This window comes from Streptomyces sp. WG7 (genome assembly GCF_049975785.1).
Taxonomy (GTDB): Bacteria; Actinomycetota; Actinomycetes; order Streptomycetales; family Streptomycetaceae; genus Streptomyces.
On sequence record NZ_JBNGGE010000001.1, the window covers coordinates 423,570 to 438,197 of the forward strand.

Consider the following 14,628-nt stretch of genomic DNA (forward strand, 5'->3'; position numbering starts at 1 on the left):
GCACTACGACGCGTATCAGCCGCCGGCGACCGCGGGAATGATGGAGACGCCCGCGCCGTCGGGGGTGGCGGTCTCCAGACCCTGCTCGAAACGGACGTCGTCGTCGTTGACGTAGACGTTGACGAACCGGCGCAGCTTGCCCTGGTCGTCCAGGACGCGGGCGGCGATGCCGGTGTGGTTCTTCTCCAGGTCGGCGATGACCTCACCGAGGTTCGCGCCCTCGGCGCTGACCTCCGCCTTGCCGCCGGTGTAGGTGCGCAGGATGGTCGGGATGCGAACGGTCACGCTCATGCGAGGCCAGCCTCTCGGAAGGAGTCCAGGTTCGGGCGGATGGTGGCGGTGAGGCCGGTGCCGGCCACCGCGTCGAGGGTCTTCAGGCCGTCGCCGGTGTTGAGGACGACGGTGGTGAGCGACGGGTCCAGGACGCCGTTCTCGATCAGCTTCCTGGTGACGCCGACCGTCACCCCGCCCGCCGTCTCCGCGAAGATCCCCTCGGTGCGCGCGAGCAGCTTGATGGCGTCGACGACCTGCTCGTCGGTCACGTCCTCCACGGCGCCGCCGGTGCGGCGGGCGATGTCGAGGACGTAGGGCCCGTCGGCCGGGTTGCCGATGGCCAGCGACTTGGCGATGGTGTCCGGCTTCTGCGGGCGTACGACGTCGTGGCCGGCCTTGTACGCGGTGGACACCGGCGAGCAGCCCTCGGCCTGGGCGCCGAAGATCTTGTAGGGCCTGTCCTCGACCAGCCCGAGCCTGATCAGCTCCTGGAGACCCTTGTCGATCTTCGTGAGCTGGGAGCCGGACGCGATGGGGACGACGATCTGGTCGGGCAGCCGCCAGCCGAGCTGCTCGCAGATCTCGTACGCCAGCGTCTTGGAGCCCTCCGCGTAGTACGGGCGCAGGTTGACGTTGACGAAGCCCCAGCCCTCGCCGGCCGGGTCGCCGATCAGCTCGGAGCAGAAGCGGTTCACGTCGTCGTAGTTGCCCTCGATGCCGACGAGCTCACCGCCGTAGACGGCGGCCATGACGACCTTGCCCTGCTCCAGGTCGTGCGGGATGAACACGCAGGAGCGGAAGCCGGCGCGGGCCGCGGCGGCGCCGACGGCACCCGCGAGGTTGCCGGTGGAGGAGCAGGAGAGCGTGGTGAAGCCGAAGGCGCGGGCGGCCTCGATGGCCTGGGCGACGACGCGGTCCTTGAAGGAGTGCGTCGGGTTGCCGGAGTCGTCCTTGACGTACAGGCCGCCGGTGACGCCCAGCTCGCGGGCCAGGTTGTCGGCCTTGACCAGCTTGGTCCAGCCCGGGTTGATGTTCGGCTTGGTCGCCACATCGGCGGGGACGGGCAGCAGCGGGGCGTAGCGCCAGATGTTGGCGGGGCCCGCCTCGATCCGCTTGCGCAGTTCCTCGGTGTCGTAGGCCGAGAAGTCGTAGGCGATCTCCAGCGGGCCGAAACACTCCTCGCAGGCGAAGACCGGGCCGAGCGGCACGCGGTGGCCGCACTCGCGGCAGGAGAGGGCGTCGGCGGGGCCCAGATCGACGGATCCGGCGGGAACGGCAGCGGCGGGGGTGGTGGTGCTTTCGGCGGTCTGCACAGCCATGGAGGCGAGGCCCTTTCTCCTCATCTTCCTCACGACGCATCTCGCCGTGAGACGGATTTGGCACCTTCCCTAGTCGGGAGCCTCGCCACGTCTGCGTGACAAGAACCGACTGGAGGGTTGCCGGGGCTTCAACGGGCCGTATCCCTCTGCCCCTCTGGATGAGCGGTATTCGGTTGTTGTGCGGTGGTGCGGTTGTTGCGCGGTGGTGCCGCGCGGGCCCCCCGGCATGCGGTGGGCCTTCGCGTTGTTCAAGACTGTAACCGAAGGCCAGGGCGGTTGAGACAGTCGTCCGCACCGCGAGATGGATCACAACGGATCACGAAGGAGCCACCGGACGTGCTGGAAGAAGTCGAGCGCTGGCTGAGCACACGCTCCTGGTCCCTGGCGGACCGGCCGGTCCAGCAGCTCCTGACCGCCAAGCACGCCACGGGCCAGTCGGTCAGCGTGGTGCTCCCCGCCCTCGACGAGGAGGCGACGGTCGGCGACATCGTCACGGTGATCCGCCGGGACCTGATGGGGCGCGTCCCGCTCGTCGACGAGATCGTGGTCGTGGACTCCGGGTCGAGCGACCGCACGTCGGAGGTGGCCGCGGCGGCGGGCGCGCGCGTCGTGCACCGCGACGCGATACTCCCCCGTCTCCCGGCCGTACCCGGCAAGGGCGAGGTCCTGTGGCGCTCACTGCTGGTCACCGGCGGTGACATCGTCTGCTTCGTCGACGCCGACCTGCGCGAGTTCTCCGCCGACTTCGTCTCCGGGATCGTGGGGCCGCTGCTCACCGACCCGGACGTGCACCTCGTCAAGGCCATGTACGACCGCCCGCTGGGCACCGCGGCCGGTCAGGGCGGCCGGGTCACGGAACTGATGGCCCGCCCGCTGCTCAACATGCACTGGCCGCGGCTGGCCGGTTTCGTGCAGCCGCTCGGCGGCGAGTACGCGGCCCGCCGCTCCCTCCTCGAACAGCTTCCCTTCCCCGTCGGCTACGGGGTCGAGCTGGGCATGCTGGTCGACGCCCTGCACCTGGTGGGCCTGGACGCCCTCGCGCAGGTCGACGTCGGCGTGCGCAGGCACCGGCACCAGGACGGCCAGGCGCTGGGCCGCATGTCCGCCGCGATCTACCGCACCGCCCAGCTCCGGCTGGCCCGCGGCCACCTGGTCCGGCCGTCCCTCACCCAGTTCGAACGCGGCGCCGACGGCTTCGAGCCGCGCACGTACTCCGTGGACACGGAGGAGCGGCCGCCGATGACGGAGATCGCGGAGTACGCGGCCCGGCGGGTGGCCTGACTCGCCGGGCCGCGGTCCTTGGTCCTCGGCCCCCGGTACGGGGTGGCCTGCCTCCCGGTCCCGGTCCCGGGGCCGCGTCAGCCGGAAACGCCGTCCGACCAGCGCCAGGTGCCGCCGGAGTCACGTGCGCAGGTCAGGTACTCGCCGCCGCGTCCGTGGGTGCTCAGGCCGCGGTGCTTCTTGGCGCAGAACTGGCCGTCGGCATAGCAGTTGCCCGCGGGGCTGGTGAGTTCGCAGGCGCCGGTACCACCGCCGGTACCACCGCCGCTGCCGCCGCCCGTGCTGCCGCCGGTGGCGGTGCCGCCCGTGCCGGTGTCCTTCGGCTTCGCCGATTCGGGGGCGGGAGTCGGCTTCGGGCGCAGCGAACGCCCGGCGCAGTCCCGGCCGTCGCGGGGGACGGTGAAGATCACGCCGTCGGGGCCGCTGGTCTGCTCGCAGACCTTCTCGCCGGTGCCCCAGGAGGAGGCCTGCCCTCCGGTGCCCTGGAGCCGGACGGTGTAGGCGATGTCCGCCTTCTTGGCGGAGATGACGGCCGCCCCGACGCTGCGGCCGGTGAAGTCCGGCAGCGTGGCGGGGGTGGGTGCCGGGGTCGGGGAGGCGGTGCTGGGGGACGCCTCGGGTGTGGGGCTGCTGTCCGGGGTCGCGGCGGCCGTCGCGGGCCGTGCGTCCGTCTCGTCGCCGGCGCCCTCGTCGCCGCAGCCGGTCAGCGCCAGTGCGCAGGCCCCGACCAGCGCCGCGGCGCGCGCGAATCCGCGCTTGCGTATGGGCATGCGGCCCACCCCCCAGAAAGTTGAAATGTGCACCGCACATCCTTGTTCTTTTCACACCAACCTCACAAGGTGCGTGACGCGATCGATGCCGAGGGGGCATCCGGCCACGTTTGAGGCCCCCGGGGCCGGGCTAGGTTGAGGCGTATGGCTTCAAGCTTCGGTGCTGCTCAGGTGCTGGTCGCCTCCAACCGGGGGCCCGTCTCGTACGAGGTAGGGGAGGACGGTTCGCTGCACGCCAAGCGCGGCGGTGGCGGGCTGGTCTCCGGGCTGTCGGCCATCGGGCCGGACGCGGGGGCGCTGTGGGTGTGCTCCGCGCTCGGCGACGGCGACCGCGAGGCGGTGCGGCGCGGGGTCGGCGAGGACGGCGTACGGATGCTGGACGTACCGGCCGACGTGCACGCGGACGCGTACAACGGGATCGCCAACAGCGTGCTGTGGTTCGTGCACCACATGCTCTACCAGACGCCCCTGGAGCCGGTCTTCGACGCGGAGTTCCGGCGGCAGTGGGCCTCCTACGAGGCGTACAACCGGGCCTTCGCCGAGGCGCTGGCCGAGGAGGCCGCCGAGGGCGCGGTCGCGATCGTGCAGGACTACCACCTGACGCTGGTGCCCGGGATGCTGCGCGAGCTCCGGCCGGACCTGCGCATCGGCCACTTCTCGCACACGCCGTGGGCGCCGGTCGACTACTTCCGGCTGCTGCCGGACGACATCGCCGAGCAGGTGCTGCGCGGCATGCTCGGCGCCGACCGGCTCGGGTTCCTCACCCGGCGCTGGGCCGACGCGTTCACCGCGTGCTGCGACGCCCTGGTGGGCGGGACCGGCGGCACGGAGACCGGCGTGCACGGGCTCGGGGCGGACGCGGAGTTCCTGCGGCAGCGCTCGCACGAGGCCGACGTGGACGAGCGGATGGCGGCGCTGCGGGCGGAGATCGGGGAGGGCCCGGACGGGACCGCGCGGAAGACGATCGTGCGGGTGGACCGGACCGAGCTGTCGAAGAACATCGTGCGGGGGCTGCTGGCGTACCGGGAGCTGCTGGCGGGCCGGCCTCAGTGGCGGGAGCGGGTCGTGCACGTCGCGTTCGCGTATCCGTCGCGGCAGGACCTCGCCGTGTACCGGGACTACACCGCCGAGGTGCGGCGGGTGGCGGACTCGGTCAACGCGGAGTTCGGGACGGCGGGGTGGACGCCGGTCGTGCTGCACGTGGAGGACGACTTCGCGCGGTCGCTGGCGGCGTACCGGCTGGCGGACGTGGCGCTGGTCAACCCCGTCCGGGACGGCATGAACCTCGTCGCGAAGGAGGTGCCGGTCGTCTCCGACGAGGGGTGCGTGCTGGTGCTGTCGCGGGAGGCGGGGGCGTACGAGGAGCTGGGTGAGGACGCGGTGGTGGTGAATCCGTACGACGTGTCGGGGACGGCCCAGGCGCTGCACGAGGCGTTGTCGGTGGGGCCCGGGGAGCGGGCGGAGCGGTCGAAGCGGCTGGCCGCGGCGGGTACGGCGCTGCCTCCGGCGCGGTGGTTCCTGGAGCAGTTGGAGGCTCTGAGGTCCTGACGGCCGGAGACCGGCGCCGGGCGGGCTGGGGCGGATGACCGGCGCCGGGGGTGGGGCGGGGCGCGAGGCCGGGACCCTGCCGGGTGCCGCCGCGCCCACCCCGGGCGGCACGACCGCCCGCGGTCAGGTGGCGTCCGCCAGGGCGCGGACGAGTGCCACCACTCCCGTCGGGCCGTCGACCACCACGTCCGCCCGTGCGCGCAGGTCCGGGACCTCGTCGCTGCCGCTGCACACCAGGAGGCCGGGGGTGCCCTCCGCGCGGAGGGCGTCGACCGCCGCGAAGGCGGGGAGGTCGCCCAGGTCGTCGCCGGCGTAGAGGACGGCGCCCGTGTCGAGCTCCCGGACGTACGCCCGCAGGGCGGCGCCCTTGTCCATGCCGGGTGGGCGCAGTTCCAGGACCATGCGGCCCGGCTCGACGATCAGGCCGTGGCGGGCGGCCAGGTCGGTGAGGGGGGCGCGCAGGGCGTCGAAGGCGGCCCGGGGGTCGGGGGCGCGGCGGGTGTGGACGGCGACCGCGTGGCCCTTCTCCTCGACCCAGGTGCCCTCCCCCGCGCCGGACCGCTCCAGCAGGCCGGGCAGTTCCGCGCGGACGGCGGCGACGCCGGGGTGCGGGTCGGGGGCGGTGAGGGTGCCGGTGGCGGCGTCCCAGCGTTCGGCGCCGTAGTGGCCGAGGACGACGAGGTGGTCGAGGCCGGGGACGCCCGCGAAGCCTCCGTGGTGGACGGCGACCTCGGCGGGGCGGCCGGTGATCACCGCGACGGCGGCGACCTTCGGGGCGAGGGTCGCGAGCGCCGGTACGGCGTCCGGGTGGGCGCGGGCCCGGTCGGGGTCGGCGACGATCGGGGCGAGCGTGCCGTCGAAGTCGAACGCGACCACCGCGCGGCCGGGACGGGCGAGAAGGGCGTCGAGCCCTTCGCGTCCGGCCTCCGTCGCGGGCGTCGGCAGGTGGTCCGGGGAGTCGTCACGGGTGGAGTCCTGGTGGCTGCCCATACCGCGAACCTATCCCGTCGGCGCGGGGGCACGCATGGCTCGTACGGCGACAGTCCGGCGGACGCCGACGGCCCGGCGGACGCCGACGGCCCGGCGAAGGTCGACGGCCCGGCGAAGGTCGGCGGCCGGCCCGCCATCGCGGCACGGTGCCGGGACGACGCCTGGAGGAGCCGGAGGAGCCGGAGGAGCCGGAGGCAGGCGTACCGGGCGGAGCCTTGCCCTCCGGTCCGTCCGGTACCGTCCGGTCCGGTCGCCGTCACCGCTCCGAGCGCCGTGCCTCCCGTATCCGGCGCAGCCGGTTGACCGTCACCGGGTCGGCCGCCAGGGCGCGGGGGTCGTCCAGGAGGGCGTTGAGGAGCTGGTAGTAGCGGACGGGGGCCAGGCCCAGTTCCTCGCGGATGGCGCGCTCCTTCGCGCCGGGGCCGGGGAAACCGCGGCGTTCCAGCGCGAGGATGTTCCGCTCCCTCTGTCCCAGGTCCATGTACGGCACCGTAACGTCCGCCACCGACAGCGGCCCCCGCGCTCCTGCCCCGCTGCCCGTTGCTCAGCCGCTCCGTTGCTCCGCCGCTCCCTACTCCGCGCTGCCCGCCCGCATCGCCGTCGCCTGGATCTGGTCGAGCACCTGCTCGGTGCTGCCGCCGGGGGCGACCGCCTGGCCGATGCGCTTCTTGATGTCCGCGCTGACCGAGGCCCAGGAGGTCTTGCCGACCGGGTAGAGCTCGGAGAGCAGCAGCTCGTTCAGGAAGGGCTGGAGGTCCTTGTCCTCCGCCGCGGTGCTCATGACCTGGGACGCGGAGGTGGTCACCGGCAGCAGGTCGTACTGGCGGGAGAAGGTGAGGACGTTCTCGTCGCTGTAGACGAAGTCGAGGAAGTCGCCGATCTCCTCCTGGTGGCCGTTCTTCTTGAAGGCGGTCATCCAGTCGGTGACACCGAGCGTGTTCCTGCTGGCGCCGTCGATGCCGGGGGTCGGCACCATGCCGTACTTCACGCCCTTGCCGGACGCCGTCTTCATCAGCGTGGGGTGTCCGTTGAGCATGCCGACGTCGCCGTTCGCGAAGGCGGCGAAGGCGTCGGCCCGGTTGAGCTTGCCGGGGGCGACCGGGCCGGTGAGGCCCTTGCCGACCAGTTCTTCCTTGAGCCAGGTGAAGGTGGTGACGTTCTGCGGCGAGTCGATGGAGTAGGTGCCGACGTCGTCGGTGTAGCCGCCCCCGCCGCTGAGCAGCCACTGCACCGTCTCGGCCGGCGCCTCCTCGGGGCCCAGCGGCAGGGCGTACGGGAACTTCACGCCCTCCTTCTTGAGCTCCTCGGCCGCTTTCGCGAGGTCGTCCCAGGACTTGGGCGGGGTGACGCCGGCCTTGTCGAAGAGGGTCTTGTTGTAGAAGAGCACGCGGGTGGAGGCCGCGAAGGGCAGGCCGTACTGCACCCCGTTGACCTGGCCGGCGCCGGCGAGCTGCGAGACGTAGTTGGCCTGGACCGGGATGGAGAGCAGGTCGTCGGCCCGGTAGAGCAGGTCCTTGTCCGCGTAGTCGGAGTAGGCGCCGATCTGCGCCATGTCGGGGGCCTTGCCGGCCTCGACCATCTCGCGGACCTCGCGGTCCACGTCGTTCCAGGAGTACACGGTGACGTCCACGTGCACGTCGGGGTGCTTGGCCTCGTAGGCCTTGGCCAGCTCGTCCCAGTAGTTCTGCGAGCTGTTGGCCTTGCTGTCGCCGTAGTCGGCGGCCACCAGCTTCAGCGTCACCTCGCCGGAGTCTCCGGTGAGCCCGCAGCCGCCGAGGACCGCTGCCATGCCCAGTGCGGACACCACCGCGATCGTTCCTGTCCTACGCCGCTGCACCCTGATTCCCCAACCCTGCCGACGACTTGTGTCGTTCGCTGCTTTGCTTACGCGTTCGCTAGTTCGCTTGTTCGTTTAACGGATTAAGGTCTACACCACGGCAGTGGACTAGACCTCTCCCGGGTCAACGGGCCACACTGTCCCCCGTGAGACATGTCATCGCCCTCGACGTGGGCGGCACCGGGATGAAGGCCGCCCTGGCCGGGCCGGGGGGCGAGCTGCTGCATCAGGCACGCCGGGCCACCGGCCGCGACCGCGGGCCCGACGCGGTCGTCGCGGGCATCCTGGACTTCGCCGCCGAACTGCGCGCCTACGGCGCCGACCGGTTCGGCGAGCCCGCCCGCGCCGCCGGCGTGGCCGTCCCCGGCATCATCGACGAGGCCAACGGCACCGCCGTGTACGCGGCCAACCTCGGCTGGCGCGACGTCCCCCTGCGGGCGCTGCTCGGCGACCGGCTCGGCTCCGTCCCGGTCGCCCTCGGCCACGACGTGCGCACCGGCGGGCTCGCCGAAGGGCGGGTCGGGGCCGGTCAGGGGGCCGACCGGTTCCTGTTCGTGCCGCTGGGCACCGGCATCGCGGGCGCCATCGGCATCGACGGCCGGGTGGAGTCGGGCGCCCACGGCTTCGCGGGCGAGATCGGCCACATCGTCGTACGTCCCGGCGGGACGCCGTGCCCGTGCGGGCAGCGCGGCTGCCTGGAGCGGTTCGCGTCCGCGTCGGCGGTCGGCCAGGCGTGGGCCGAGGCCTGCGGCGACCCGGACGCGGACGCCGCCGGCTGCGCCCGGGCCGTGGCGTCGGGGGACGCGCGGGCCGCCGCCGTGTGGCAGGACGCGGTGGACACGCTCGCCGACGGACTGGTCACCGCGCTCACTCTGCTGGACCCGCGCGTCCTGATCATCGGTGGCGGCCTCGCCGAGGCGGGGGAAACCTTGTTCACACCGCTGCGGGACGCCGTCCGGCGGCGGGTCACCTTCCAGAAGCTTCCGGAGATCGTCCCCGCGGCGCTGGGGGACACCGCCGGCTGCCTGGGTGCCGGGCTCATGGCCTGGGACCTGCTCGACGCCGGCCGCACCGGCACCGGCCCAACCAGCACCGGCACCGGCCCGATCGGCACCGGCACCGGCACCGGCACCGATCGGAGCACCGATGGGACCGGCACCGAACCGCTCGGCACGGAACCGCTCAGCACCACTTCTTCCGCTTCCACGACCGTGACTCCCCCGGAGGTAACCACCTGATGGCCCCAAGCAAGGTTCTCGCCGGTGCCCGGGTGGTACTGCCCACCGGGACCGTGGACGACGGCCGCGTGATCGTCGACGGCACGCGGATCGCGGACACGGCGCCCCCTCAGGCCGAGGTCCTCGACCTGTCGGGCCACTGGGTGGTCCCCGGCTTCGTCGACATCCACAACCACGGGGGCGGCGGCGCCTCCTTCACCGGCGGCACCGCCGAGGACGTCCTCAAGGGCGTCGAGACCCACCGCCTGCACGGCACCACCACGGTGGTCGCCTCCGCCGTCACCGGCGACCTGGACTTCCTGGCCCGGCAGGCCGGGCTGCTCGCCGAGCTGGCCCAGCAGGGCGACGTCGCCGGCATCCACTTCGAGGGGCCGTTCATCTCCCCGTGCCGCAAGGGCGCGCACGACGAGCAGCTGCTGCGCGACCCCGATCCGGCCGAGGTCCGCAAGCTCGTCGACGCCGCGCACGGCCACGCGAAGATGCTGACGCTCGCCACCGAGCTGCCGGGCGGTCTGGACTCCGTACGGCTGCTCGCGGAGCACGGTGTGATCGCTGCCATCGGGCACACGGACGCGACGTACGAGCAGACGCTCCAGGCGATCGACGCGGGCGCGACGGTCGCCACGCATCTCTTCAACGCGATGCCGCCGCTCGGCCACCGCGCCCCCGGCCCGATCACGGCACTGCTGGAGGACGAGCGGGTCACCGTCGAGCTGATCAACGACGGCACCCATCTGCACCCGGCCGCGCTCCAGCTCGCGTTCCACCACGCGGGCGCCGCCCGGGTCGCCTTCATCACCGACGCGATGGACGCGGCCGGCTTCGGCGACGGCCGCTACCTGCTCGGTCCGATGGAGGTCGAGGTCGCGGACGGCGTGGCCCGGCTGGTGGAGGGCGGCTCGATCGCGGGCTCGACGCTCACCCTGGACCGCGCCTTCAAGCGGGCGGTGACGGTGGACGGGCTGGCCGTGGAGGCCGTCGTCGCGGCGATCTCCGCCAACCCGGCCCGGCTGCTGGGCCTGGACGACCGGATCGGCTCCCTGGAGCCCGGCAAGGACGCCGACCTGGTGGTCCTGGACGCCGCGTTCGACCTGGTGGGCGTCATGCGCCGGGGCGAATGGGTGGTCGATCCCCGACTGGGCTGATCCGTCCCCGGGTCCGCTCCCGGGCCGGCCGCGGTGGCCGGGCCGGGGGTGGACCGGGGGGTGGGCCGACCGCCGCCCTTTTGGCATGATCGTGTCCACGGAAGGCCGCCCCTGCGCGGGCGGCTGCCAGGCGATCGGGGGAGGTCGGCACAGGTGACGCAGGCGACACGGGCGACACGGGCGACACGGGCGACACGGGTGATCCTCACCGTCACGCTGAACACCGCTCTCGACATCACCTACCGTGTCCCGCGCCTCAGGCCCCACGCCTCCCACCGGGTCACCGAGGTGACGGAGCGGCCCGGCGGCAAGGGGCTGAACGTGGCCCGGGTGCTGGCGGCCCTCGGGCACGAGGTGACGGTCACCGGCTTCGCGGGCGGCGTCACCGGTGACACCGTGCGCGAGGGGCTCACCGGCGTGCCCGGGGTGACCGACGCGCTCGTGCCGGTCGCGGGGGCGACCCGGCGCACCGTCGCCGTCGTGGACGAGCGCACCGGCGACACCACCCAGCTCAACGAGCCCGGACCGGCCGTCGCACCCGCCGAGTGGAACGCCTTCCAGGACGTCTACGAGGACCTGCTCGCCGGTGCCTGCGCGGTGGCCCTGTGCGGGAGCCTGCCGCCGGGCGTTCCGGTGGGCGCCTACGCCGGGCTGGTGCGCACGGCGCGCGCCGCGGGCGTGCCGGTGCTGCTGGACACCGGCGGGGAGCCGCTGCGCCGGGGGCTCGCCGCCCGCCCGGACCTGATCAAACCGAACGCCGAGGAGCTGGCCGAGCTGACCGGCTCGCACGAACCGCTGCGGGCCACGCAGGACGCCCGGCGCCGCGGTGCCCGCTCGGTGGTCGCCTCACTGGGCGCCGAGGGGCTGCTCGCGGTGACCCCGGAGGGCCGCTGGCGCGCCGCCCCGCCCGCCCACGTGCACGGCAATCCGACGGGAGCGGGCGACTCGGCGGTGGCGGGACTGCTCTCCGGCCTGGTCGAGAACCTGCCCTGGCCGGACCGCCTGGCCCGCGCGGTCGCCCTGTCCACGGCGACGGTGCTGGCACCGGTGGCGGGCGAGTTCGACCGGGCGGCGTACGAGGACCTGCTCGGACGCGGGGTCGCGGTGACGGCGGAGGCCGACGCGGCGTGACGCCCCGGCCCGCGGCGCCCTACCCCTACTCCTTGACCTGGCCCTTCTTCAGGGAGAACTGGTCCAGCAGCACGTTGCACTTGTCGCCGTCGGCGCAGGAGAGCGAGATGGTGTTGGTGCCCTTGTTCAGGGTGGGCCAGGCGTAGGTGGTGGTCCAGCCCTTGGCGAAGTCGCCGTCCTTGGCGCCGGTGAAGTTGCCCATGTTCAGCTTGCTGCCGAACTCCTTGCCGTTGACCGTCAAGGTCATCGACTGGTCCTCGCCGGCCGCGCTGTACCCGGTGAACAGGGTGTAGAGGCCGTCCTCGGGGATGCCGTCCACGGTCCAGGTGACCGAGGCACCGGGCTGGTTGAGGTTGGCCACATAGACGCCGCCGTCCGACCGGGCGCCCTCGATCTCCGAGGCGGTGGCCACGCCGGGCGACAGCCGCAGCGCCTTCGCGTCGACCGCCGGGAGCTCCGCCTCTTCCTCGGCACCCTTGCTGGCCGAAGGGCTCGGGTCGGTGGTCTGGGACTGGGTCGGGGTGGGGTCGCCCGCGGCCTCGTTGCCGCCCTTCTCGTCGTCCGAGCCGCTGCTGGCCATGGCCACGGCGATACCGACGACCACCGCGGCGACCACCGCGACCGCGCCGATCAGCAGGCCCTTGGTGTTGGGGCCGCGCCGTCCGCCGCCCCCGCCGTGCCCGGAGTGCTGCGGGGCGTTGGGAGCACCGCCGCCGGGGAAGGTCTCCGGCGCGGCGTAGTGCGCGTTGGGCCTGCCGTGGCCCTGCGGCTGGCCGTAGGCGCCCTGCTGCTGCGGGGCGGCCTGGCCGTAGGCGCCGGCCGGCCCGGCCTGGCCCTGCGGTGCCCCGTACTGCCGTGTGCCGACGGGACGCACCCGGTTGACGGAGTTCGGGTAGCCGTAGCCACCGGACGGCGGCTGGGCTCCGTTGGCCTGCCCGTCGGCGTAGAGGTAGCCGAAGGGGTCGTCGTCCTCGGGCGTGCTCGCGCCGTTGTTGCCGGGCGTCATCCCTAGGTCTCCTAACCAGATGCGGTGCGTGTGCGGTACGGGTGTGAGACAGCGAGCCTACCCGCTCCCACTGACCCGAACGGGTGACTCATACCGCATCAACGCGCTGACCTGGTGATCATCCGGCTCGGCGGTGCTGTTTGGGACGAGATCGTTTCTCGACGTACATCCGTTCGTCGGCGGACTTCAGCACTTCGTCCGCCGTCATGCCGCAGTGGGCCCACCCGATGCCGAAGCTGGCGCCCACGCGGACGGCCCGTCCCTCGGCCCGGATCGGCTGGATGATCTCGTTGCGCAGGCGTACGGCGAGGTCCTGGGCGTCGGCCTGGCCGAGCCCGTTGGCGAGGATCACGAACTCGTCACCGCCGAGCCGGGCCACCGTGTCGCCGTCGCGCACGCCGTCGCTGAGCCGGCGGGCGACCTCGATGAGCACGGCGTCGCCGGCGTTGTGCCCGAACCGGTCGTTGATCGACTTGAAGCCGTCCAGGTCGCAGAAGAGGACCGCGAGGCCCTTGGTGCCGTCGTCCCGGCCGTCCTCGGGGGCGACGGCGTGCACGTGGTGGTCGTAGGCGCCGTACGGCTCGGCGGCCGCCCCGAAGTCGAAGGTGTGGCCGCCGGAGTCGAACACGGCGGAGTCCCCGTAGGCGGCGTCCATGGCGTCCACGACGCCCGCGTGGGACGACTGCGGGCGCCGGCACAGCCGGGCGGCGAGACGGGAGCGCAGCTCGGCGGAGTTCGGCAGGCCGGTGAGGGAGTCGTGGGAGGCGCGGTGGGCGAGCTGGAGCTCGCGGCGCTTGCGCTCCTCTATGTCCTCGACGTGGCTGAGCAGGAAACGCGGCCCGTCGGCGGCGTCGGCGACGACGCTGTTGCGCAGGGAGACCCACACGTAGGTGCCGTCGCGGCGGCCCAGGCGCAGCTCGGCGCGGCCGCCCTCGGCGGAGGTGCGCAGCAGGGTGCCGATGTCCTCGGGGTGGACGAGGTCGGAGAAGGCGTAGCGGCGCATCGCGGAGGCGGGGCGGCCGAGCAGGCGGCACAGGGCGTCGTTGGTGCGCAGGATGCGGCCGTGCTGGTCGCCGCCCATCTCGGCGATGGCCATGCCGGAGGGGGCGTACTCGAAGGCCTGGCGGAAGCTTTCCTCACTGGCCCTGAGCGCCTGCTGGTCGCGTTCCAGGCGGACCAGGGCGCGCTGCATGTTGGAGCGGAGCCGGGCGTTGCTGATCGCGATGGCGGCCTGGAACGCGTACATCTGCAGGGCCTCGCGGCCCCAGGCGCCGGGGCGGCGGCCGTTGCGCGGCCGGTCCACGGACAGGACGCCGACCAGCTCGCCGCTGTTGCCGCCGCCCTGCGGGCCGGGCGCGTACATCGGGGCGAAGAGCCGGTCCGAGGGGTGCCACTCGTCCTCGAAGCGGGGCGCGGGCCCGTCGGTGTACCACTGGGGGACGTCGTCGTCGTCGAGGATCCAGCCCTCGGTGTGGGGTATGAAGATCAGGTCGCCCCACTGCTCGCCCATGGCCAGGCGGCGGTCCCAGGAGTCGCGCGAGCCGACCCGGCCGGTGATCAGTGCCTCGGCGGCCTGGTTCCCCGCGAAGGCCGCCACGACGAGGTCGCCGTCGGGGCGGACCAGGTTGACGCACGCCAGTTCGTACCCGAGGGCGTGGACGACGCCGTCGGCGACGGTCTGCAGGGTGTCGGCCAGACTGCGGGCCGTGTTCATGTCGGCCATGGCCTGGTGCAGCTGACGCAGGGACGCAAGACGGACGTAGGGCTCCGACTCGGTCTCCATGCTCGCCCTCCCCCCGAGACCTCGCAGTGCATCAAGGGTTCTCTTCGGCGCCTTTACTGATGGTGCCCTTGCAGGTTCCCCGCCACTGAATCACAGCGCGCTGCCCACTCGGTACACAGGGTCAACAATTACCGCTCCTTGTGACTCAAGTCACAGCGAAAGATGAACAATTGAGTGGTGTTTCTGCGGTTTCCCGGTGCGTTTACCGAACGCAAAGTTTGTAGGTATGCGCACAGCTCGTTCTGTGGTCCTAGGTCCCGGTTCGGGCCCCGGTTCGGTCCAGGGGCCGATGCGGGGCCGGCGGCCC

13 protein-coding genes and 1 riboswitch are annotated in these 14,628 nt (G+C 73.0%); of the genes, 5 read left to right on the forward strand and 8 right to left on the reverse strand.

What is annotated here, in order from left to right; all coding sequences use genetic code 11:
- Positions 1-15 precede the first annotated feature (15 nt).
- Positions 16-291: a MoaD/ThiS family protein gene (locus ACP4J0_RS01925; RefSeq protein ID WP_426596827.1), complete on the reverse strand. Its 276-nt coding sequence runs from the start codon at positions 289-291 to the stop codon at positions 16-18.
- Positions 288-1,592 (reverse strand): threonine synthase, encoded by a 1,305-nt coding sequence (gene thrC / locus ACP4J0_RS01930; RefSeq protein ID WP_426596828.1) that lies wholly within the window; start codon positions 1,590-1,592, stop codon positions 288-290. Before thrC ends, ACP4J0_RS01925 begins: the two co-directional genes overlap by 4 nt.
- 17 nt (positions 1,593-1,609) lie before the next feature.
- A riboswitch (SAM riboswitch) is annotated at positions 1,610-1,757 on the reverse strand.
- 171 nt (positions 1,758-1,928) lie between these two features.
- On the opposite strand from thrC, the gene ACP4J0_RS01935 reads away from it, so the two are divergent.
- Positions 1,929-2,873 carry a glucosyl-3-phosphoglycerate synthase gene (locus ACP4J0_RS01935; protein WP_426596829.1) on the forward strand — a complete coding sequence of 315 codons (945 nt, stop codon included), beginning with the start codon at positions 1,929-1,931 and terminating at the stop codon, positions 2,871-2,873.
- A 77-nt stretch (positions 2,874-2,950) separates the two neighbouring features.
- Here the strand turns inward: ACP4J0_RS01935 and ACP4J0_RS01940 are convergent, their stop codons facing one another.
- On the reverse strand, positions 2,951-3,643 hold the full coding sequence (locus tag ACP4J0_RS01940; RefSeq protein ID WP_426596830.1) for a hypothetical protein: 693 nt from the start codon (positions 3,641-3,643) through the stop codon (positions 2,951-2,953).
- 144 nt (positions 3,644-3,787) lie between these two features.
- Here ACP4J0_RS01940 and ACP4J0_RS01945 point away from each other — a divergent pair, with 144 nt between their 5' ends.
- Entirely contained in the window at positions 3,788-5,191 is a 1,404-nt protein-coding gene (locus tag ACP4J0_RS01945; RefSeq protein WP_426596831.1) for an alpha,alpha-trehalose-phosphate synthase (UDP-forming), read from the forward strand.
- A 123-nt stretch (positions 5,192-5,314) separates the two neighbouring features.
- Here ACP4J0_RS01945 and otsB read toward each other — a convergent pair whose 3' ends face one another.
- The 3 genes from otsB to ACP4J0_RS01960 form a co-directional block, all read right to left on the reverse strand.
- Positions 5,315-6,181 carry a trehalose-phosphatase gene (gene otsB, locus ACP4J0_RS01950; protein ID WP_426596832.1) on the reverse strand — a complete coding sequence of 289 codons (867 nt, stop codon included), beginning with the start codon at positions 6,179-6,181 and terminating at the stop codon, positions 5,315-5,317.
- Positions 6,182-6,437: 256 nt separating this feature from the next.
- On the reverse strand, positions 6,438-6,662 hold the full coding sequence (locus ACP4J0_RS01955) for a DUF3263 domain-containing protein (RefSeq protein ID WP_426520588.1): 225 nt from the start codon (positions 6,660-6,662) through the stop codon (positions 6,438-6,440).
- A gap of 90 nt (positions 6,663-6,752) precedes the next feature.
- Positions 6,753-7,970, reverse strand: a complete 1,218-nt coding sequence (locus ACP4J0_RS01960) for an ABC transporter substrate-binding protein (protein WP_426596915.1) — start codon at positions 7,968-7,970, stop codon at positions 6,753-6,755.
- Between the two features lie 233 nt (positions 7,971-8,203).
- On the opposite strand from ACP4J0_RS01960, the gene ACP4J0_RS01965 reads away from it, so the two are divergent.
- The 3 genes from ACP4J0_RS01965 (at position 8,204) to ACP4J0_RS01975 (ending at position 11,532) form a co-directional block, all read left to right on the forward strand.
- Complete coding sequence (locus ACP4J0_RS01965) at positions 8,204-9,256, forward strand: ROK family protein (protein WP_426596916.1); 1,053 nt, start codon at positions 8,204-8,206, stop codon at positions 9,254-9,256.
- On the forward strand, positions 9,256-10,401 hold the full coding sequence (gene nagA, locus ACP4J0_RS01970) for an N-acetylglucosamine-6-phosphate deacetylase (RefSeq protein ID WP_426596833.1): 1,146 nt from the start codon (positions 9,256-9,258) through the stop codon (positions 10,399-10,401). Before ACP4J0_RS01965 ends, nagA begins: the two co-directional genes overlap by 1 nt.
- A gap of 198 nt (positions 10,402-10,599) precedes the next feature.
- Positions 10,600-11,532: a 1-phosphofructokinase family hexose kinase gene (locus tag ACP4J0_RS01975; protein WP_426596917.1), complete on the forward strand. Its 933-nt coding sequence runs from the start codon at positions 10,600-10,602 to the stop codon at positions 11,530-11,532.
- A 25-nt stretch (positions 11,533-11,557) separates the two neighbouring features.
- Here the strand turns inward: ACP4J0_RS01975 and ACP4J0_RS01980 are convergent, their stop codons facing one another.
- Entirely contained in the window at positions 11,558-12,538 is a 981-nt protein-coding gene (locus ACP4J0_RS01980) for a carbohydrate-binding protein (RefSeq protein WP_426596834.1), read from the reverse strand.
- A gap of 118 nt (positions 12,539-12,656) precedes the next feature.
- Positions 12,657-14,321 carry a diguanylate cyclase CdgB gene (gene cdgB / locus ACP4J0_RS01985; RefSeq protein WP_426596835.1) on the reverse strand — a complete coding sequence of 555 codons (1,665 nt, stop codon included), beginning with the start codon at positions 14,319-14,321 and terminating at the stop codon, positions 12,657-12,659.
- Positions 14,322-14,628: the final 307 nt, after the last annotated feature.